Here is a 21,122-nt window from a genome sequence, read left to right as displayed (position 1 = left end):
TCTCATTCCTCGCTGTTCGGTTTCTCTGCTGGCACGTTCTCTGCTGTCGGGTTCTCCGTCGTCACGACGAGGGCGTCGACGGCCAAGGCGCCGTCCTGGGCGACTCGCACCGGGTTGATCTCGATCTCGGCGATGGCATTGTTCCCGGCCACCAGTCTGGACACCGCGACGATGATCTCGGCGAGGGCGTCGATATCCGCGGCGGGTCTGCCCCGCCACCCGGTGAGCAGCCGCGAGCAGCTCAGCCGCGAGATCATGTCCAAGGCTTCGGTGTGGGTGACGGGGGCGAGTTCGAGCCACGTATCGGCGAAGAGTTCGGTCTCCGTCCCGCCGGCGGCCACGATGACGAGCGGACCGAAGTTCTCGTCCTGCCGACCCCCGACGAGGATCTCGACGACGTGATCGCGCGTGTCCATCTCCTCGAGGATGTACTCCCCTTCGCCGAGGCGACCCGCCATGTCCGCGTATGCCGTTTCGACTGCGGTGAGGTCGTTCAGACCCAGAACAATGCCGCCGACCTCCGTCTTGTGGGCGGGCCATCCGGCCTTGAGCGCGAACGGCGGTCTGAGATCGGATGACGCGGCCGCCTCGGCGGGTGCACGGGACTCCCCGGGGCCCACGCTGCCCACAGTCACAGCGGCAGGGACGGGAATCCCAGCGCCCTCGATCACCGCTCGGGCGGCCGCGTATCCGGTGCCCCACGGGGTGACGGGGCCGGTGAGTTCGAGGGATTCGGTGAGCCGACCCGAATGGGCGGCGTAGAAGCCGGCGCGGGCGAGCACGCGCATGGCCGCTTCGATGGAGGTGTAGGCGGGTATGCCGAGCTCCCAGAGGCGGGTGACGGCGGGCGACGATGCGCTCATCGAGTGGACGATGACGGGCTTCTTCGCCTCGGCGACGAGCTCGCCCAGACGATCGACGACAGCCAGTTCTCGGTCGCGCAGGTCGGGGACGTCCTCGCCGTAGCAGCCGAAGTATCCGGAGACGACGACAGCGTCGATGTCCGTATCGGTCAGCAGCACCTCGGCGAGGTCAGCATAGACATCAAGGTTCTTCTCTCCTGCGCCGTCGAGGTCGATGGGATTAACGATGTGGTCGGCCTCGGGCAGCAGTTCGCTCACGCGTCCGGCAGCGCCGGCGCTGAGTTCGTGCACGTCGAGTCCCCAGCTCTCGGCGGTGTCGGCGGCGATCGCTCCCTGCCCGCCCGAGTCGGAGAGCACACCGATGCGCCGGTCGTTCGGCAGCCAGGCGGAGGCGAAGAAGCCGGCGAGTTCGACGAGTTGTCCGGGGGTGGCCAGGCGGATGGCGCCGGCGGCCCGGCAGGCGGCGTCGACGGTGTCCATGGCCGAGGTCATCGATCCGGTGTGGGATCGTGCGAGACGCGCTCCTGCGCTGGAGGCTCCTGTGGTCAGGATCATCGTCGGCTTCCCGGCGGCGCGCAGGGCTTTGAGGGCTGAGACGAGGGCGGCTCCGCCGGTGAAGGATTCGAGGTAGAGCGCGACCTGAGCGGTGGCGGGGTCGTCGACGAGGGTGGCAAGCACCTCGGCGGCGCGGACGTCGGATTGTCCGCCGATCGATGCGAATCGGGAGACGCCGAGTCCGCTGCGGGCCGCGAGTGTCGCGATCTCCGTGCCGAGCTGGCCGCTCTGGGTGACCACGGCGAGACTTCCGGGTATGAAGTTGCCCCAGGCCAGGAGCAGATCGGCGTGTGAGTCGACGATCCCGAGCGAGTTCGGGCCGATGAGGCGGCCGCCGGTCTCACGGATAGTGGCAGCCAGTTGGTCGGCGTCGGGGACGCGGGCGGAGATGATGAGGAAGGCGCGCACTCCGTTCTCGAGTGCTTCGGCGACGACTCCCGCCACGGTGGGGCCGGGCACGGAGATGACGAGCAGCTCGGGCGTCTCCGGCAGGTCTCTCAGGCGAGCGTACGTCGGCTGGCCCTGGATCGAGGCGGCTGTGGCGTTGATGAGGTAGACGCGGCGGCGCTCGGCCCCGCGCAGAGCTCCGGCGGCGAGCCAGAAACCCCATTTGCTGGAATCATTCGATGCTCCAAGAACGGCGACGCTGCCGGGATCGAAGAACGCGTCCATATCGCTAGCTTTCCGGCGCCGAAGCGGCAGCGGCAGTGCGATCGCCCAAGGCTGCGAGATTCGCATCGACCTTCGCCTGAGCGGCCGCCCGGGGACTGATGCCCTGGTCGCGGGCTGCGGTGAGGACTTCGGCGGTGAGGTCGCGCAGGGTCGTCGTGACGATGGTGCGGCTGTCCTCCCAGCTGCCGTCGACGTCGCCGAAGGTCACCCACCACCACCAGGCGTTCGTCGCCGAGTTCGCGAGGAAGTCCGGGACGAGGGTGACGCCGCGAGCCAGCAGCGTCTCTTCGGCTGCGGGCAGGACAGGCATGTTCGCGGCCTCGACGATGAGTGAAGCGGTGACGCGGTCGCAGTTGTCCGGCGTGATCGAGTAGCTCACGGCCGCGGGGACGAGGACGTCGGCGTCGGCAGCGAGCCAGTCGTCGCGATCGCCGACGTGGTCCTCCGGGCGCAGCGCTTCGCGGTCGATTCCGCCGAACTGGTCCCGGGTGACCAGCAGCGCTTCGACGTCGAGCCCAGCAGGGTTGGACACGAACCCGTCGGCGTCGGCGATGCCGACGATGCGCAGTCCTGCCTCGGCGAGATAGCGGGCGGTGGCACCGCCCATGGAGCCGAATCCTTGGATGACGGCGGTGGATTCGCTGGGGTCACGGCCGGCGTCGTGCAGGGCCGCGATTACCGAGGTGGCCACACCGAGGCCGCCGACGAGTTCGTCTTGGGCGACGCCGTCGACGATGGCGGAGAAGGCCTTCTCGGCGCGGGCCTCGACGGCGACCGGATCGTCGACGAGCTTGTTGACGGCGGAGAGCCCCGAGCCGAGTTCGCGGCGGGCGAGGATCTCGTCGATGTCGTCCTGGCGGACGCCGAGGTCTTCGCCGAGGGCCCAATAGGCGTGCATGATCGGGTTGATGTCGACGAGGAAGCGTTCGAGGACGTCCTTGGCTCCGGGTGCGCGGGGGTCGAAGTCGATTCCGCCCTTGGCTCCGCCGACGGGCACATAGTGTCGGCCCTCGCGCAGATGGATCGCTTCCTTGCGGGTCATCCCCTGGGCGAGTCCGCGCACCTCCTCGAGGGTGCAGCCTTTGCGCATGCGCAGACCGCCCGAAGCGGTGCCGCGCACAAGGGTGTCGATGACGACATACCCGAGTGCACCGGTGTCCGGATCCTGCCAAGTGATGTCCATGAACATGGGGCTCCCAAAAGATCGGCGTCTCAAGACTCTTACTGAACCGCTATTCAGTAAGACATGTGACTCCAGTCTGTCCGGGTGAGGGCCACCACGTCAAGGCCGCTAGGATCGAAGTATGCCGACAGCACTCATCACCGGAGCCGGACGAGAGAACAGCATCGCCGCGGGAGTGGCCGCACGACTGTCGTCCGACGGCTGGACAGTGTGCACGAGCGATCTCGATCGCGGAGACTACCCATGCGACTTGTCATCCGCTCACGAAGCGCAGGAGCTGGTCGGTCGGGTGAGCAGGGATCACGGCACCATCGACGGATTGGTGCTCAGCCACGCTCACGGCGAAGAGTCCGGAATCTTGGACACCACCGTCGACAGCTTCGACCGCCACATGGTTGTCAACGCTCGTGCGTCGTTGCTCCTCATCGCGGCGTTCGCGAAGCAGATCGGCGAGTCGGGAGGCGCGATCGTCGCCTTCACCAGCGATCACGCCACAGGAAATCTGCCCTACGGAGCATCGAAAGGCGCGCTCGATCGAATCGTCATCTCCGCTGCGCGAGAACTCGGACCGAAGGGGATCTCTGCGAACGTCGTCAATCCTGGGCCGATCGATACGGGCTGGATGGACGACGAGACGAGGACCGGGCTGATCCCCTATCAGCCACTCGGCCGAATGGGCACTCCTCGCGACATTGCCGGAGTCACTGCATTTCTGCTCTCTGATGCGGGCCGGTGGATCAGCGGCCAGCTGCTGTCTGCCGACGGAGGGTTCTCCGCTCGCTACTGAAGTAAGTGCACGGCAGTCGGCTTCAGCACCGTCCGAAGCCGACTGTTGGGTCGATCCACGGTGTTCTGGACGTCCAGAACACCGTGGATCGACCCAACAATCACCCCCAGCCGAGTTCGCGGGTGAGGAAGTCGTCGACCCAGGTGCTCAGCGCCTCTGTGTCAACGGTCTCAGAATTGACCATCACCTGGATAGCCAGGCCGTCGAGGAAGGCGAGAACCCGGGTCGCGCCCGACGCGGTGCCGCCTTCAGGTTCCGTGCACTCCCCCGCCGCGATGGCCTCGTCCATGAGGTGCACGAGAATCGACTTCCACTCCCGGTCGAGAGCGGCGAATGTTGCTCTCAGACCAGCATCGAAGAGTCCGGCCGACCACGCGTCGATCCAGATCTTCCAACTGCGCGAGGAGCCGCTTGGCAGGTACCAGCCGACGACGTCCCGCAGTCGCTGGAGAGCCGAGACCTGCCCGGCAGCCAGCTCCCGGGCCCGGTCGATGTCCTGCCGCCCGGCGAAGTCGAAGGCCTCGGCGACGAGGGCTTCCTTCGTCTCGAAGTGGTAGATGACGAGACTGGCGCTCAGGCCCAGACGGGCGGCGACGTCGGAGACGCGCAGCGCGCGCAGACCCGTCGCCTCGATCTCCTCGACCGTGGCCGCGAGGATCTCCTCCCGGCGGACCGCTGCGCTCTTCCTCGCCATTTCGCCTGTCTCCCTTCACGTTCCAGCCTGACGGCATCCCGCGTCCGGAGGCCGAAGCCCCGGATGCGGCGACGCACTCAGGGCAGTTCGACCTCGGCGGCCGGTCCGACCAGCGCCAGAGCCTTGGGCCGCGACAGCAGCCGCCCGGCCATCTCGCTGACGTCCTCGGCCGTGACCGAGCGGACGCGTTCGATGAGGTCCATCGGCGATTCGAGCGGCAGCCCGAAGATCTCTGACCGGGCGAGACGATTCATCCGCGCCGCAGACGACTCGAGTCCGAGCACCATCGACCCCGACAGCTGGGACACGATCTCGTCGAGCTCGAACTGGCTCGGTGTCACCTGTGCCAACCGATCCCATTCGCTCACCGCCAGATCGACGACGGCCTGAGCGTTCTCGGCCGTGCATCCGGCATAGATGCCGAAGGTGCCGGTATCCGTGAACTGGCTGGCCACGCAGTTCACGGCATAGGCCAGTCCGCGCTCCTCGCGCACGCTCTGGAACAGTCGCGACGACATTCCGCCGCCGAGCATCGTGAGCATCACCGAGTAGATGAACCGGTCGTCGTCGCCTTCGGGCAGGCCTTCGCAGCCGAGCATGATGCCCAGCTGCTCGATGTCTTTGACGGTGTGCGACTTCCCGGAATGGAACTCCGGACGCACCCGTGCGGCCCCACCGAGGTGCGAGCCTTTCGCCACCGAGGCGGCGTCCCCGTTCCCCGCGCCCGACCAGACGTCGGCACGGGACCCGAGCCCCGCCTCCGCGAGGGCATCCTCAACCATCGCGAGGACCTCTTCGTGGGTCGCCCCGCCCGCGGCGGCGATGACCAGACGAGGCGGGATATACGTCGACTGATAGTGGTCGATGACCGTGTGGTGACCGAGCACGCGGATCTGATCTTTCGTCGCACCCACGGGCCGGGCCAGCGAATGCGGCCCGAAGACAAGGGAATCGAAGTCGTCGAAGAGGACGTCTCCGGGATCGTCGGCGGACATTGCGAGCTCTTCGATGATGACACCGCGCTCGCGTTCGAACTCCTCGACGTCGAGCTGGGAGTTCGAGACCATATCGACGAGCAGCCCGGTGATGTTCGGCAGATCCGTCACCAGGCACCGGGAGTAGTAGCAGGTGAGCTCCTTGGCGGTGATCGCATTCGAATCCCCGCCGGTGCGGTCGAAGGCCGCGGCGATGGTCTTCGCATCGCGGCTGCCGGTGCCCTTGAACAGCATGTGCTCGAGGAAATGCGTCGAGCCGGCGGTCTCTGCGGATTCGTCACGGGACCCGGCTGCAACCCAGATCCCGATCGTCTCCGAGGCCAGACCCGGCATGTGTTCGGTGGTCAGCGTCAAACCACCGGGGAGGACAGACCGATCGATTCGGCTGCCCTCCCCGGTGTGCGAACTGCTCAGTATCAGTTGTCTGATCCCTCTTCGTCCGATTTCTCGTCTTCGTCGGTGACCGGAGCCAGCGAGAGCTTGCCGCGGTCATCGATCTTCGTGATCTCAACCTGGACCTTCTGGCCCACACCGACGACGTCTTCGACGTCCTCGACGCGCTTGCCGTCGTTGAGCTTACGCAGCTCGGAGATGTGCAGCAGGCCGTCCTTGCCCGGGGTCAGGGACACGAATGCGCCGAAGCTCATTGTCTTGACCACGGTGCCCAGGTAGCGTTCGCCGACCTCGGGAACCTGCGGGTTCGCGATCGCGTTGATCATCGAACGGGCGGCCTCGGCGGCCGGTCCGTCCGTGGCACCGATGAGGACGGTTCCGTCGTCTTCGATGCTGATGTCCGCGCCGGTGTCCTCCTGGATCTGGTTGATCATCTTGCCCTTGGGCCCGATGACCTCACCGATCTTGTCGACGGGGATGTTCACGGAGATGATCCGCGGTGCCGTCGGGGCCATCTCGGCCGGGGCGTCGATGGCCTCTGCGATGACGTCGAGGATGACCATGCGTGCTTCGCGGGCCTGCTTGAGGGCGGCACCGAGCACCGAGGCGGGAAGGCCGTCGAGCTTGGTGTCGAGCTGGATCGCGGTGATGAAGTCACGCGTACCGGCGACCTTGAAGTCCATATCGCCGAAGGCATCTTCGGCACCGAGGATGTCGGTCAGAGCCGCGTAGGCGGTCTGCTCACCCTGGTCGGTGGAGATGACGTCGGAGACGAGACCCATGGCGATGCCGGCGACAGGCGCCTGCAGCGGCACACCGGCCGAGAGCATGGCCAGCGTCGAGGCGCAGACCGAGCCCATCGAGGTCGAACCGTTCGAACCGAGGGCCTCGGAGACCTCACGGATCGCGTACGGGAAGTCCTCACGCTTGGGCAGAACAGGCACGAGGGCGCGTTCGGCCAATGCGCCGTGGCCGATCTCGCGGCGCTTCGGGCTGCCCACGCGGCCGGTCTCACCGACCGAATAGGGCGGGAAGTTGTAGTGGTGCATGTAGCGCTTCGACGTCTCGGGTGAGAGCGAGTCGATGGTCTGCTCGAGCTTGAGCATATTCAGGGTGGTGACACCCAAGATCTGGGTCTCGCCGCGTTCGAAGATCGCCGAACCGTGCACGCGCGGGATGACGTTCGTCTCGGCGGTGAGCGGACGGATGTCCTTGAGCCCACGGCCGTCGATGCGGACCTGCTCGGTGAGGATGCGCTTGCGCACGACCTGCTTGGTCAGGGCGTTGAGAGCGTTCGCGATCTCCTTCTCACGGCCTTCGAAGCGCTCGCCGAGCTTCTCGAAGAGCTCGTCGAGGAGGGCGGCACCGGCGGCTTCGCGCTCCTGCTTGTCGGCGATCGTGAAGTTCTCGGTCTGCTTCGCCTCGGCGAGTTCCTTCACCGCTTCGAAGACGTCGTCCTCGTAGTCGCGGAAGACGGGGAATTCGACGGTCGGCTTCGCGGCGCGATCGGCGAGCTCGGACTGCGCGCGGCAGAGCTCGGCGATGAACGGCTTCGCAGCTTCGAGACCTTCGGACACGACCTCCTCGGTGGGGGCCGCAGCACCGGTCTTGATCTTGTCGATGGCGTTGTCGGTGGCTTCGGCTTCGACCATCATGATGGCGACGTCGTCACCGACGACACGACCAGCGACGACCATGTTGAACACGGCGTCCTCGAGCTGCGAGTGGTTCGGGAAGGCGACCCACTGGCCGTCGATGAGCGCGATGCGCACACCGCCGATGGGGCCGGAGAACGGCAGACCCGAGAGCTGAGTCGACATCGACGCGGCGTTGATGGCCAGAGCGTCGTAGATGTGGTCGGGATTGACCGACATCACGGTGACGACGACCTGAACCTCGTTGCGCAGGCCCTTGACGAACGAGGGGCGCAGCGGACGGTCGATGAGGCGGCAGGTCAGGATCGCATCTGTCGAGGGGCGTCCCTCACGGCGGAAGAACGAGCCGGGGATGCGGCCGGCGGCGTACATGCGCTCTTCGACGTCGACTGTCAGCGGGAAGAAGTCGAAGCCCTCACGGGGATTCTTTCCGGCCGAGGTGGCCGAGAACAGCATGGTGTCGTCGTCGAGGTAGGCGACGGCGGATCCGGCGGCCTGCTGGGCAAGTCGACCGGTTTCGAAGCGAATGGTGTGTTTGCCGAAGCTGCCGTTGTCGATATGGGCAACGGCGGATTCAGGGTTGAGTCCCACGTAGTCTCCTATGTTGTGCCGGCACGCGGTGGTCTGCGGTGCGCAGGTGATAGTTCTCAACGCATGAGTGGACGCGCTGCCTTCGGCGATGTGCCCTCGGCAGTGCGCGACCCCGCGTCGTTCCGGCGGGATATTGGCTCGGACATCCCATGGATCCAAGCCGGTCATCGATCGGGGCCCACGGAACCGGCGCTCAAGCGCTCATTCCTCCGGAGGCCACTACCGAAGACCGAAACGTCCATGGCGTGGTTGTCCGGTACGAAGTCTACCGCAGAAGCACAGAAGCGCCCCACCCGAAGGTGGGACGCTTCCATTTCAGCTGCGCTGAGTCGAATCAGCGGCGCAGGCCGAGGCGCTTGATGAGCGAGCGGTAACGCTCGATGTCGACCTTCGCGAGGTACTTGAGCATGCGGCGACGCTGGCCGACGAGGAGCAGCAGGCCACGACGCGAGTGGTGGTCGTGCTTGTGATCCTTGAAGTGCTCGGTCAGGTCGGTGATCCGGCGGGTCAGCAGTGCAACCTGGACCTCGGGAGAACCGGTGTCGCCCTCATGAGTTGCATATTCCTTGATGATCTCTTGCTTCACAGCGGTATCGAGAGCCATGGAGTTCTCCTTCGTGTCGTTGCGCGGCGCAGGGACCTGAAGTCTCTGCCCTATGGGACCGCGGCCGGTGAAAACGGCAGAGATCAGCTTATCAGGTGTGCAGGACCTCGCGCACATCGGCGATGTCCTCATGCATCTGCACGATGAGGTCATCCATCCCGGTGAACGCGACCTGCCCACGGATGCGGGAGACGAATTCGAGAGTCATCTCACGGTCGTAGACGTCGAATTCGCCGAATTCCTTGTCGAGCACGTACGCCTCGACCCGTCGGACCTGCCCCTGGAAGGTCGGGTTCGTGCCCACGGAGATCGCGGCCGGGTACGCCTGATCCTCACCGGAGAACGTCGCCCAGCCGGCGTAGACGCCGTCGGCGGGGACGAGTCCATCGGGATTCTCCGAGAGGTTCGCCGTCGGGAATCCCAAGTCGCGGCCGCGGGCATCGCCGTGGACGACGGTGCCGTGGAGGGCGTGGTAGCGCCCGAGCTGGTCGGCCGCCTCGGCGACATCACCGCCGGTGAGCTGCTCCCGGATCCGGGAGGACGAATACCGTCCCCCGCGCCCGACTTCGTCGATCGTTTCGACCCGGAACCCGAATTTCTCGCCGAGGCGGCGCAGAGTCTCGATCGTGCCTTCGTTGTCCTTGCCGAACCGGACATCGTCGCCGACGACGACGATCTTCGCGCGCAGGGCTTCGACGAAGTACCGGCGCACGAATTCCTCGGCCGACTGGGCGGCGAAGTCGAGGTCGTAGGGCTGGATGAGGAGGCCGTCGATTCCGGTGGCGGCGATGAGGTCGGCGCGCTGCCGGGTCGAGTTGATCATCACGGTCGGCTCGTCGGGGCGGTGGACCGTGCGCGGGTGCGGGTCGAAGGTCATTGCGATCGAGCGCAGGCCTTCTTGCCTGGCCAGGGCGGCGACGGTGGTCAGGACCGTTTCGTGTCCGCGGTGCACGCCGTCGAAGTTGCCGAGGGTGACGACGGTGCCGACAGCGTCGACCTCGACCTCATCGAGTCCGTGATACAGCTCCACCAGACATTCGCTCCTTCCGTGCACCGATTCAGATTATCGCAGAGATCTTCCGCCTCCTAACCCGGACCTCGCCGAGGCGGGAGGACGGTTCAGGCGATGATCGCCCACCCGATGACGCCGAGGAGGGAAGCCAGGGCAATGGAGACGAAGGTGCCGATGATGAACCGCTCCCCTGCGGCCGCCGAGGATTTGATCTCCGCGAAGCGTCCGAGCCCTTTGACCGCGATGACCACGGCCATGAGCTCGGGTCGGCCGAGCACGATCGCTCCGGCGATGAGCGCGCGTTCGACGATGCCGATCCACAGTCCACCGCGCAGGACTTCGACGTCCTCGGCCCCTGTGCGTTCGGGTTTGGAGCCCGGGCCCGCATGGGTCAGGCGGAGGAGAAGCGGGACGAGTGGCCAGCCGATGAGGGCCGCGATGATGGCGGCGGCGATGGCGACGAGCACGTCAGTCCACATGTGCGTCTCCTTCCGACAGGGCTCGCTGGAGCCGGTCGAGGTGATGTCGGGCCAGGTGCTCGGCTCCGGCGATGATCTCGGCGGGACCGGCCGCCAGCACCCGGGAGACCGCCTGTTGGGAGACGTCGAATTCCGCGGCGATCTCGGCCTGAGTGGCATCAGGGTGGTCCAGTCGGTATCCGACGTAGCCGCGGGAGTGACCGCGCAGCTCTGTCAGCGTGCTGATGAGGAGCCGCAGAGCTGCCTCCGCCAGCCCACGATGGTCACTGTCCGCATCGGCGCTGACGACGTCCGGGTCTGCGCTCACGACGAGGTGGACGGGTGCGGATTTGGCTGCTTCGACCGCCTGGCGAGCGGAGTAGAAGGCTTCTCCCCTACCCTCGGTGGTCGTCTCGGGCAGCGGCCGTTCGACCTCGCCGATTCCGAGGCCGATATGCCAACCGGAGTCGATGCCGATACGGCGGACCGCCTCGGCGACGGCGTCGGGACCGTCGAGGACCCCTTGGACCTCGTCACCGATGGTGCGGGCGAAGGGAACGACCGTGTCGATCGGAGAGAGAGCATCGAGGATGCGGGGCACCGCGTCGGCGTTCGACCGCGAATCCTGCTGGTCGATGGTCAAGACGAACATAGGACAAGTAGACCAGATGATTGCCTCAGATACAATAGTTTCGGTTGTATCCGATGGTTACAAACTATTTAGTTGTTTCGAGAGTGAAGGCTGGGCCCCTCAGGCGAGGTCGATGGCGAAGGCGGTCAGCGACTTCAGACCGCCATTCCGACGCACTTCGGCCACGGAGACGAGGGCGTCATCGCAGATGACGGCGACCTCTCGGTTCCCCGCGTCGCCGGCGTCGGAGCCTATATGCCAGTCACCAGCCTCAACGATCTTGCCCTGCATGAGGGCGCGGGCCCGCTCGGCATCGACGGTGACGACGGGCAGGAGGGTGCGGGCCGCCTCGGCGAGGGAGATGAGGCTGGGCGCGGGGAGGTCGAGGTCCTCGGGCAGGGTCACGGCCTGGTCGATGTGGAAATCGCCGACGCGCGTCCGCCTGAGCGCGGTGAGATGGCCGAAGACGCCGAGGTCGGTGCCGATATCGCGGGCCAGGGCGCGCACATAGGTGCCCGACGAGCAGTCGACTTCGACATCGACGTCGATATGCCCGTCCTCGGCGGCGAAGCGGATGTCGATGACTTCGAAGGCCGATACCTCGACACGACGGGCCTTGAGTTCGACCTTCTCACCGGCACGGACACGGGCATAGGAACGCTTGCCGTCGACCTTGATCGCCGAGACGGCACTGGGCACCTGATCGATGGGGCCGCGCAGCTTGGCCACGGCGGCTTCGATGGCCGCAGCGTCGACACGAGCGAGATCGGACGGGTCGGCAAAGCGATCGGGCTCGGAATCGGCGTCATCGGTCGGGGTCGACGACCCCAGGCGGACGGTGGCGAAATAGGTCTTCGAGACCCCGGTGATGTAGGTGAGCAGCTTGGTGCCGCGGCCGAGGCCGAGCACGAGGACGCCCGTGGCCATCGGGTCGAGAGTGCCGGCATGGCCGACCTTCTTCGTCCCGAACCAGCGGCGGATGCGGGAGACTACGCCGTGGGAACTCAGTCCCTGCGGTTTGTCACAGACGAGGACGCCCTGTGGGGAAGTATCGCTCACTGGGTGTGCGATCAGTTGAAGGACGCGTGCACGTGGTCGAAGTGGTTGGCGGTCGCGTCTCCGCGGTCCTCCATGCCCTTCCAGCCCTGTCCGGGCATCCAGATGCGCTGCTTCCAGATGACGTACTTGACGTTGAGGGCGCTCTGGTTCTGGATGAGGTATTCGGCGATGCGGTCGCCGGTGGATCCGGTGATCATGATGTCGACGGCTTCACCGGTGTTGTGATCCGAACCGGTGCCGGGGCGACGTCCGCCGAAGGTCTTGACCTCGGGGAACTTCGCGCAGACAGCACGGTAGCCGTTGACGGCGTTCGGCAGCAGGCCGGACTCGATCGAGGAGGACACGCTGCACGGCGGTGCCGAGGTGTCCGAGGAGGTGCCTTCGCCGGAGGACTTCTCATCGGAAGACTTCTCATCGGAGGACGAACCGTCGCTCTTCTCCTCAGCGGCCGAGGATTCGGCGGTCGGCTTGGGCTTCGGCGGAGCCTTGACCTCGAGATCGGTCTTCGAGGTCTTGTTCTTGTACTTCGGGTCGTCCTTGACCTTCTCCAGGTACTCTTCGCCGGCCTTCTTGCGTTCGGCGTCGAGTTCTTTCTGGCTCGGGGTCGAGGCAGTGGTCGACTCCTCGGGGGTCGTCGATGCGGCCTCGGTGGTGACGTTGCCGGACTCGGGCGGACCCATGACGACGGTCGAACCGACGACGGCGGCGGTCGCGGCTGCAGGAACGGCGATCGCGGCGACGACGGGACGCTGCTTGACGGTCGCCAGCACGGAAGTCGCCGAGGACGGCGCATTCGCTGCGCGTCGGCCTGCGGGGCGCTTGCCGGGAGTCAGGTCCCGGATCAGCTGCTTCGCGAACGACGGCTTCGGTGAGGAGTGCTTACCCAATGCAGAATTCCCTTAACAGAGTCGTAATCATTTCGTTACCGCAAAAAGTCTACGACATCTCGGAAACATAACAAAACTGTTACGAGAACTTTTTTCGTGACGTGACGAAGCTCAAATCGGGCAGATAGCCGTCATTCTGCCGCTCTCCCCAGATGACCAGGCGCGATGCACTCTGGTCGCTGGAATGCGACGATCACTCCTCGTCGGCGTCGTCGGCCTTCTTGTACGGGTCGGATTCACCTGCATGCTGCGCGTTCTTGGCCAACCCGGCCACTCGAGCATCGTCGGCGGCAGCCTGAGCGAGCAGTCCGTCGAGACGGGCGGCCGCCTCGGGGACGGCATCGGCGATGAATTCGAGGCTCGGGGTCAGACGGATCGTCAGCCCCTTGCCGACCTCTGAGCGGATGAAGCCCTTGGCCGATTCGAGGGCATGGCCGGTGCCGACGAGATCCTGGTCGTCGCCGTAGACGGTGTAGAAGATGGTGGCGTGCTGCAGATCGCCGGTCACGCGAACATCGGTGACGGTGACGAAGCCGAGGCGGGGATCCTTGAGCTTGCGCTCGATGGTGCTGGCGACGATGACCTTGATCTGGTCGGCGATCTTGCGGGCCCGTGTCGAGTCTGCCATGGTGTGTGTCCTTCTGTTCGGGGCCGGAACAACTCTTCCGGCCCAATATTAGCTGTGCAATCGAACCGGCTCCGGCCGGTCCCCCATTCAGGGGGCCGACCGGAGCCGTCGAGTCACGGTGCGAGTCCCATCCTCCTCGGCTGCGCTGCTGCGCTGTCGAATCAGCGGGTGGAAGTCACTGTGCGACCGATCAGTCGCGCGGCTTCTCCTGCATCTCGAAGGTCTCGATGATGTCGCCGACGCGCAGGTCGTTGAACTTGCCGAGTCCGATACCGCACTCGTAGCCCTCGCGGACCTCGGTCGCATCGTCCTTGAACCGGCGCAGCGATTCGATGTGGACGTTGTCGCCGATGACGATTCCGTCGCGGGTGACGCGAGCGGTCGAGTTCCGCTTGATGAGGCCGTCGCGGACGATCGAACCGGCGATGTTGCCGAACTTCGAGGAACGGAAGACCTCGCGGATCTCCGCGGTACCGGTCTGGACCTCTTCGTACTCGGGCTTGAGCATGCCCTTGAGCGAGGACTCGATGTCGTCGATCGCCTGGTAGATGACCGAGTAGTAGCGGACGTCGACGCCTTCGCGGTCTGCCAGGTCGCGAGCCTTCGCTTCCGGACGGACGTTGAAGCCGAGGACGATCGCGTTGTCGACCGTGGCCAGGTTGATGTCGTTCTCCGTGATCGCACCGACGCCGCGGTGGATGATCCGCAGGTCGACGTCGTCGCCCACATCGATCTTGAGCAGCGAATCCTCGAGCGCTTCGACAGCACCGGAGACGTCACCCTTGAGGATGAGGTTGAGCATGTCGACCTTGCCCTCAGCCAGAGCCTTCGTGAAGTCCTCGAGACTGATGCGCTTGCGACCGCGGGCCTGAGCGGCGTTGCGCTCGATGGCGTCACGCTTCTCAGCGATCTGACGGGCCGTGCGGTCGTCATCGGTGGAGATGAACGAGTCACCGGCACGCGGGACGGACGACAGACCGAGCACCTGCACGGGGCGGGAGGGTCCGGCCTCCTCGACGACGTTTCCGTTCTCGTCGAACATCGCACGCACACGTCCGTAGGCGGTGCCGCAGACGATGGCGTCGCCCTGACGCAGGGTGCCGGACTCGACGAGGACGGTGGCAACCGCACCGCGGCCCTTGTCGAGCTTGGCTTCGATCGCGATGCCGCGAGCGGACTTGTCGGGGTTCGCCCGCAGGTCCAGAGCCGCATCGGTGGTCAGCAGGACGGATTCGAGCAGCTGGTCGATGCCCTCGCGCTTGAGCGCGGAGATCGGCACGAACATGGTCTCGCCGCCGTATTCTTCGGCCACGAGGTTGTATTCGGTCAGCTGCTGCATGACCTTGGCGGGGTTGGCGCCTTCCTTGTCGATCTTGTTCACGGCCACGACGATCGGCACATCGGCCGCCTGAGCGTGGTTGAGAGCTTCGATCGTCTGCGGCATGACGCCGTCGTCGGCGGCGACCACGAGGATCGCGAGGTCCGTCGACTTCGCACCACGGGCACGCATGGCGGTGAACGCCTCGTGACCGGGGGTGTCGAGGAAGGTGATCTTGCGGTCTTCTCCCTCGTGCTCGACCTCGGCCTGGTAGGCACCGATGTGCTGGGTGATTCCGCCGGCTTCGCGGGAAGCGACATTGGCCGAGCGGATCGCGTCGAGCAGCTTGGTCTTACCGTGGTCGACGTGACCCATGACGGTGACGACCGGCGGACGTGCCTGCAGGTCCTCGTCGTCCTCTTCTGCGGCTTCGGCATCGAGGTCGATGTCGAAGGTCTCCAGCAGCTCACGATCTTCGTCTTCGGGCGAGACGATCTCGATCTTGTAGCCGAGCTCTTCGCCGAGGACCTCGAAGGTCGCCTCGTCGAGGGACTGGGTGATCGTGGCCATCTCACCGAGGTGGAAGAGCACGGTCACGAGGTTCGTCGGATCGGTGTTGATCTTCTCGGCGAAGTCGGCCAGCGAGGAGCCGCGACGCAGACGCAGCGGCGTGTTGCCGTCTCCGCGCGGAACGGTGACGCCACCGACCGAGGGAGCCTGCATCTGCTCGAGCTCTGCGCGCTTCGCCCGCTTCGACTTGCGTCCCTTCTGACGGGGACCGCCGCCGCGACCGAATGCACCCTGCGTGCTTCCGCGGCCGCGACCTGAACCGCGACCACCGGGACCGCCGCCGGGTCCACGACGAGGACCGCCGGGAGCGCCGCCCGGGGCACCGGGTGCGCCGCCGCCTGGAGCGTTTCCGCGTCCGCCGCCGCGACCGCGGCCGGGAGCGGGCTTGTTCAGTGCCGAGTTCTTCAGCATCGACGGGTTCGGGCGTGGTGCGCCCGGGCGAGGTGCCGGACGGGGACCGCCCGAGGATTCCTCACCGGATCCGCGCTGCTTCTGGCCGGGCTTCGGCATTCCCTGCGAAGGTGCGAAGGGGTTGTTGCCGGGGCGTCCGCCCTGGCCACCCTGACCGCCTTGACCGCCCTGGCCACCGGAACGACCGCCGGGCTTGGGCCCACGACCGGGCTTCGGCATTCCCTGCGAGGACGCGAAGGGGTTGTTTCCGGGACGCGCGGCACCGCGACCGCCGGGCTTCCCGGCAGCACCCGGCTTGGGAGCACCGGGCTTCGGGGCTCCGGGCTTGGGCGCGGCAGCCGGCTTCGGGGCTCCGGGCTTCGGCGCCGAGGAGGCAGCCGGCTTGGCTGCGGGAGCCTCGGTCGATTCGGCTGCCTTCGGGGCAGCCGGTGTCGCCGGCTCAGCGGCAGGCTTCGGTGCGGACTTCGCAGCGGGGGCGGCATTCTCGGCGGGGGCCGATTTCGCCGCACCGGCGGACTTCGCAGCACCCGGCTTGGCAGCCGACTTCGCGGCGGGCTTGGGTGCGGGCTTCGCACCGGGTTTCGGGGCTCCGGGCTTCGCGGCCTTCTTCGCGCCGGTGGTCTTCTCACCATCGGCGGAAGAGGAATCGGCGAATGCCTCCTTCACGCGGCGCACGACGGGCGCTTCGAGCGTCGAAGAGGCGGAGCGAACGAATTCGCCCATGTCCTGGAGCTTTTCGAGGACGTTCTTACTTGTTGTGCCGAGCTCTTTCGCGAGCTCATGGACACGGGGCTTTGCCACAGTTCTCCTGTCCGGGTTCTTTCCCGGTCAGGAAAGAACCTCATCAATGAAGAGCAGTACTCATTTCACTGCTCTCTCGAATTCCGTTTGGGTGTCATCGTGCGACACTCACAACTTGTCATCCATTCGGCTACCCGTTCTCTTTGGGTTCGGTGTCCGGCCTCGGGAGGTCCGAGGCGGTGATCTTCGTTCGAAAGGATCGAGCGAAGGCGGCAGTGGTCAGGGCCCTGTCCAGGCACTTCGCATCAGGATGCACCCACGCACCACGTCCCGGCAGTGTCGCTGACACATCGCGGACGACGGCGGGGTGCTGATCGGGGCGGAACACGAAGCGTGTCAGCTCGTCCCGACCGGCCTTCTGCCTACAGGCGATGCACGTCCTTACGGGTCCATCACCAACATTCACAATGAATGATTCTACAGCACCGGCACCCCCGCTCGCGCCAAGGGGGCCAGTGGTGCGAATCACTGCACGAGGCTATTCGCCTGCGACGATGTCGATCTTCCAGCCGGTGAGCTTCGCTGCCAGGCGGGCGTTCTGCCCTTCCTTGCCGATGGCCAGGGACAGCTGGTCGTTGGGGACGACTGCGCGGGATTCCTGAGCGGCGGCGTCGAGGATCTCGACGCTCTTGGCCTTGGCCGGAGACAGGGCGTGGGCGATGAACTTCGCCGGGTCATCGGAGTAGTCGACGATGTCGATCTTCTCCTGGCCGAGTTCGTTCATCACAGCACGCACACGGGAGCCGAGTTCGCCGATGCACGATCCCTTCGCATTGACTCCCGGCTTCGTGGCGCGCACGGCGAGCTTCGTGCGGTGGCCGGCCTCGCGGGCCAGAGACACGATCTCGACGGTGCCGTCGGCGATCTCCGGAGCCTCATGGGCGAAGAGTCGGCGCACGAGGTTCGGGTGGGTGCGAGAGACGGTGACCGAGGTGCCCTTCGTGCCCTTGTGCACGTCGGCGATATAGACGCGCAGTCGGGTGCCGTGGGCGTAGGTCTCGCCGGGAACCTGTTCGTGCGGGGGCAGCACGGCTTCGACGTCTCCGATGTCGACCTGGACCATCTGCGGGTCGCGGCCCTGCTGGATGATGCCAGAGACGATCTCGCCTTCACGGCCCTTGAAAGTGCCGAGCAGTGTCTCGTCCTCGACATCGCGCAGCCGCTGGTGGATGACCTGCCGAGCAGTCTGGGCGGCGATCCGGCCGAAGCCGGTGGGAGTGTCGTCGAACTCGCCGATCGGATTGTCGTCGTTGTCGAATTCCACGGCGAGGATGCGCACCTCGCCGGTGGACTTGTCGAGTTCGGCACGGGCGTCGGGCCAGGCCCCTTCGGTCTTCTGGTAGGCGAGGAAGAGCGCCTGTTCGATGAGTTCGATGAGGGTTTCCAGCGGAATCTCACGCTCTCGTTCGATGACGCGCAGAACATTGAGGTCGATGTCCATGTCTAAGTCCTCTCTCGCTCAACCGAGCATTGAATTGTCTGTGTTCACTTATGCAGGCGTAACAGTCTATCCCAGTCCGCGCCCGCACTCTGTCTGCGAAGGGGCCGCCTCACCTCCGACGGAACGTGAGGTTCGCCTCAGCGGAACTTCAATTCCACCTGGGCCTTGCGGATCTCGCCGAGATCGACCGTCTTCGACTCCTTGCGCTGGGGGTCCGTGCCCGTGATCGAACTCTCCCCCACCTCGGCGAGGTCGAGCTTGAAGGTGTCCTTCTTCGTCGTGATCTCCAGGCGACGGCCGATGACGCGTCGGAAGTGGCGGGGGGTCTCGAGCTTTCGGGTGGCACCGGGGCTCGTGACCTCGAGCTGGTACGGCTTGTCCCGGAAGATCTCGACCTCGTCGAGGGCGTCGCCGACGATCTTCGTCGATTCGGCGATCTTCTCCATCGACATCGGATCGGTGCTCGATTCGTCGAGGTCGACGACGACGGTGAGCGTGCGCCGCGGACCAGCCGCCACCGCTTTGACGGTCTCGAGGTGGAATCCCGCATCCTGCAGGGGCGGGGCGAGCAGTCCCTTGATCCGCTCGACGTCTTCGTCCATTTCTCCTCCATATCCTTGTGCGTCCCCTGCGCCGAGGCGGGGCAAGGGGGCCGGCGCACCGTGCACGTGTGCGACCGCCGTGTTCTCACCCACCCTAAGCGACAGCCGCCGTCGAGGTTAAGCCTTCGTCGCGGTTCTGCCGGGTGCGCGTCTCATTCTGCGGTCGGGCGGGGGACGGGCGGGAGCCGGTCGGTGTCCCTCGGCGCTGTCGGGCGTCCCTCGGCGATGGCGGGCATCCCTGGGCGCTGTCGGGCGTCCCTCGGCGATGGCGGGGCATCCGATAGGATTGCCATATGCATTTTCCCGTCAGTCGCCGCGGCCTGTTGACTGCCGGCGTAGGCGGGTTGAGTCTGAGCCTGCTCACCGCCTGCGGCCTGCGACTCGATCAGGATCCCGAGGTCCCCACTCTTGATGCGACTCAGCAGCTGCGCAATCGTCTGGCCAGCATCTTGGACTCCGCTTCTCCCGGCGCCGGTGATCCCGAAACCGCGGGTGAGGACCTTACTGACTTCGCTGCGGCGATCGGTCCCGAATGGAACCCGCCGACCGAATTCGCCACCGAGGCGCCTCCGACAGAGAAGAACCGCACCTTCGTCCAAGTAGCCGAGGTGGCTTCCCGTGCCGTGTTCGAAGCCTCAGCGTCCTTGGGTTCGGACCTTATTCCCGTCCTGGCCGATGTGGCCACGGGTCTGGCCCTGGTCGCCGGAACGAAGAACCCGGAGATCATCACCACCGCCGACGAACTCATCCGCGACGGCCGTGAGGAACTCGACCAGAACAGGGACGGCGGCGATGATGCGACAGCGTCCCCCAGTGCCACTGGTGGGGCCGACGCGGATGCCGGGACGAACGACCCCGGAAGCCAGGATCCGAAGGGTCGGGCGGAGATGTTCAACGCGATCCTCAATCAGTCGCGGGCGGCCGCGTACGGCTTTGAACGGCTGGCCGTGAACTTCGATTCGAAGTCGAGTGAACGCAAGGCTGCGCTGGCCAGGCTCGAATCCTTGGGTGCCCTGTCCGGGGAGATGCTCGAACGACTCGGTGAGGACGCAGCCGATCCGGCCGCCTCGGCGTGGAAGCTCGATCCCACCCCGACGGATGCGGACTCCGCGAAAGAGTTGGCGCTGTCGTTGGAAGACGGCATCGCTTCCGCGCTTCTGCCCTGGTTGGAGGCGGATGCCTCGGCGATTCTCCGGCTCTGGGAATCGGCCCGGACCCGGATGGACTTCGCCGCTCCGCAGCCGCTGCGTTTCTCCTATGACGAACCCGGGCAGGCGGAGGTGCAGGAGTGAAGGTCCCACCGGTTCTCTACCGCGCGACGCGCGAGATCATCGGCGAATATCGCACCGATTCGTGGGTTGCCGCGCTCGACTATATGGCCAATGAACTACTCGATCGGTGGAAGCTGCGCTTCGACGATGTGCCGGGAGCGCCGTGGGCCGGATGCGAGTCCCTGGTGATTCCGGTGCTCACGCAGGAGAACTATCAGGGGGTGCTGCGGTTCGCGGCTCCCACCTCGGCGCATACGGCCGCGCATGCGCAGGTGCTGCGGGCACTGAAGATGTGGAACGGGCACGGAGCGGTGCGGGTCATCCGGGATGATCGCAGCTTCCGGGTCACTCTGCAGGAGCGGCTGCGCACGAAGGACAACCTGTCCGTGCTGCCATTGGCCGATGTGCCTCCGGTGTGGGGTGCGCTGCAGCGGTCCTTGGAGATTCCGGCGACTTCGGAGTTCCTGCGGGTCCAGGATGTCGTGGCCGGGTGGCTGAATTCGTTCGATGCCGATGCCGCGCTGTTGACTGGGTGGTCGGAGGCGGGTCCGCACGATTCCCTGCTGCTGTCGTTCGCCCGCAATTGGATGCAGACTCTGGCGTCCTCGGATGAGAACTGGCTCATCCATGCCGACCTGCACTACTACAACATCCTCGCCGGCAACCCCGATCCGACGGGCATCTCGACGTGGAAGGCCATTGATCCGCAGCCCTTGGCCGGTCCGACCGCATACACTTTGGCCCCGGTGCTGTGGAACCGTCTGGCCGAGATCCCCTCGGATCATCCGCAGGCGCAGGCGGCGTGGCTGCGCGGCTTCGCCACGGACCTGGCGCTGTGCGCCGGGGTCGATCCGCAGTACGGGATGGGGGCGACCGTCGCTCGCGAGATCACGAACATGTTCTGGTATCTGCGCGCGGCCTCCGGCGGATCGAATTCGAGCCTGGCCGATGCTGCCCGCTCCCTGTGGGTGGCCCGCGCGCTGTCCGGCGCCGATGTCGCCGGAGTCAACGCCCACGCCCTCAAACCCATCGGCTAACCCT

General features: G+C 66.0%; 19 protein-coding genes. 3 read left to right on the top strand and 16 right to left on the bottom strand.

The features are described from left to right. Positions 1-2: 2 nt before the first annotated feature. Positions 3-2,090 (bottom strand): acetate--CoA ligase family protein, encoded by a 2,088-nt coding sequence (locus HIM68_RS16805; RefSeq protein WP_172174354.1) that lies wholly within the window; start codon positions 2,088-2,090, stop codon positions 3-5. A 4-nt stretch (positions 2,091-2,094) separates the two neighbouring features. Beyond that, on the bottom strand, positions 2,095-3,279 hold the full coding sequence (locus HIM68_RS16800) for a Glu/Leu/Phe/Val dehydrogenase dimerization domain-containing protein (RefSeq protein WP_172174351.1): 1,185 nt from the start codon (positions 3,277-3,279) through the stop codon (positions 2,095-2,097). Positions 3,280-3,394: 115 nt separating this feature from the next. Here HIM68_RS16800 and HIM68_RS16795 point away from each other — a divergent pair, with 115 nt between their 5' ends. Further along, on the top strand, positions 3,395-4,060 hold the full coding sequence (locus HIM68_RS16795; RefSeq protein WP_172174348.1) for an SDR family NAD(P)-dependent oxidoreductase: 666 nt from the start codon (positions 3,395-3,397) through the stop codon (positions 4,058-4,060). Positions 4,061-4,160: 100 nt separating this feature from the next. On the opposite strand, the gene HIM68_RS16790 is transcribed toward HIM68_RS16795, so the two are convergent. From HIM68_RS16790 to rimP, 14 genes are all read right to left on the bottom strand, one after another. Then, complete coding sequence (locus HIM68_RS16790) at positions 4,161-4,754, bottom strand: TetR/AcrR family transcriptional regulator (RefSeq protein WP_172174345.1); 594 nt, start codon at positions 4,752-4,754, stop codon at positions 4,161-4,163. A gap of 77 nt (positions 4,755-4,831) precedes the next feature. After that, on the bottom strand, positions 4,832-6,103 hold the full coding sequence (locus tag HIM68_RS16785; protein ID WP_253904025.1) for a pitrilysin family protein: 1,272 nt from the start codon (positions 6,101-6,103) through the stop codon (positions 4,832-4,834). 62 nt (positions 6,104-6,165) lie between these two features. Then, complete coding sequence (locus tag HIM68_RS16780) at positions 6,166-8,388, bottom strand: polyribonucleotide nucleotidyltransferase (protein WP_139468948.1); 2,223 nt, start codon at positions 8,386-8,388, stop codon at positions 6,166-6,168. A 334-nt stretch (positions 8,389-8,722) separates the two neighbouring features. Beyond that, positions 8,723-8,992: a 30S ribosomal protein S15 gene (gene rpsO, locus HIM68_RS16775; RefSeq protein WP_039210907.1), complete on the bottom strand. Its 270-nt coding sequence runs from the start codon at positions 8,990-8,992 to the stop codon at positions 8,723-8,725. 91 nt (positions 8,993-9,083) lie between these two features. Then, complete coding sequence (locus HIM68_RS16770) at positions 9,084-10,022, bottom strand: bifunctional riboflavin kinase/FAD synthetase (protein ID WP_172174342.1); 939 nt, start codon at positions 10,020-10,022, stop codon at positions 9,084-9,086. Positions 10,023-10,111: 89 nt separating this feature from the next. Further along, positions 10,112-10,483: a hypothetical protein gene (locus tag HIM68_RS16765; RefSeq protein WP_139908424.1), complete on the bottom strand. Its 372-nt coding sequence runs from the start codon at positions 10,481-10,483 to the stop codon at positions 10,112-10,114. Next, positions 10,473-11,114 carry a hypothetical protein gene (locus HIM68_RS16760; RefSeq protein ID WP_139468783.1) on the bottom strand — a complete coding sequence of 214 codons (642 nt, stop codon included), beginning with the start codon at positions 11,112-11,114 and terminating at the stop codon, positions 10,473-10,475. Before HIM68_RS16760 ends, HIM68_RS16765 begins: the two co-directional genes overlap by 11 nt. A 99-nt stretch (positions 11,115-11,213) precedes the next feature. Beyond that, entirely contained in the window at positions 11,214-12,152 is a 939-nt protein-coding gene (truB, locus tag HIM68_RS16755; RefSeq protein ID WP_172174339.1) for a tRNA pseudouridine(55) synthase TruB, read from the bottom strand. 11 nt (positions 12,153-12,163) lie between these two features. Continuing rightward, a complete protein-coding gene (locus HIM68_RS16750; protein WP_172174336.1) occupies positions 12,164-13,039 on the bottom strand; it encodes a ligand-binding protein SH3 in 876 nt (291 codons plus the stop codon). A gap of 193 nt (positions 13,040-13,232) precedes the next feature. Beyond that, positions 13,233-13,667 carry a 30S ribosome-binding factor RbfA gene (gene rbfA, locus HIM68_RS16745; protein WP_139468786.1) on the bottom strand — a complete coding sequence of 145 codons (435 nt, stop codon included), beginning with the start codon at positions 13,665-13,667 and terminating at the stop codon, positions 13,233-13,235. Between the two features lie 190 nt (positions 13,668-13,857). Next, positions 13,858-16,767 carry a translation initiation factor IF-2 gene (infB, locus tag HIM68_RS16740; protein ID WP_172174333.1) on the bottom strand — a complete coding sequence of 970 codons (2,910 nt, stop codon included), beginning with the start codon at positions 16,765-16,767 and terminating at the stop codon, positions 13,858-13,860. Positions 16,768-16,897: 130 nt separating this feature from the next. Continuing rightward, a complete protein-coding gene (locus HIM68_RS16735; protein WP_172174330.1) occupies positions 16,898-17,173 on the bottom strand; it encodes a YlxR family protein in 276 nt (91 codons plus the stop codon). A gap of 72 nt (positions 17,174-17,245) precedes the next feature. Continuing rightward, positions 17,246-18,208, bottom strand: a complete 963-nt coding sequence (gene nusA, locus HIM68_RS16730; RefSeq protein WP_172174327.1) for a transcription termination factor NusA — start codon at positions 18,206-18,208, stop codon at positions 17,246-17,248. A 137-nt stretch (positions 18,209-18,345) separates the two neighbouring features. Further along, positions 18,346-18,810 (bottom strand): ribosome maturation factor RimP, encoded by a 465-nt coding sequence (rimP, locus tag HIM68_RS16725; RefSeq protein ID WP_169252659.1) that lies wholly within the window; start codon positions 18,808-18,810, stop codon positions 18,346-18,348. 293 nt (positions 18,811-19,103) lie between these two features. Here rimP and HIM68_RS16720 point away from each other — a divergent pair, with 293 nt between their 5' ends. Then, the gene (locus HIM68_RS16720) at positions 19,104-20,102 is read left to right on the top strand and encodes a hypothetical protein (RefSeq protein WP_172174324.1); all 999 of its coding nucleotides are present in this window, start codon (positions 19,104-19,106) and stop codon (positions 20,100-20,102) included. Further along, the gene (locus HIM68_RS16715) at positions 20,099-21,118 is read left to right on the top strand and encodes an aminoglycoside phosphotransferase family protein (RefSeq protein ID WP_172174321.1); all 1,020 of its coding nucleotides are present in this window, start codon (positions 20,099-20,101) and stop codon (positions 21,116-21,118) included. The genes HIM68_RS16720 and HIM68_RS16715 overlap by 4 nt, the downstream gene beginning before the upstream one ends. The last annotated feature ends 4 nt before the right edge of the window (positions 21,119-21,122 follow it).

Origin of the sequence: Brevibacterium sp. CT2-23B, assembly GCF_013168765.1 — a bacterium.
GTDB lineage: Bacteria > Actinomycetota > Actinomycetes > Actinomycetales > Brevibacteriaceae > Brevibacterium > Brevibacterium sediminis.
This window is presented reverse-complemented; position numbering and strand designations above follow the sequence as displayed.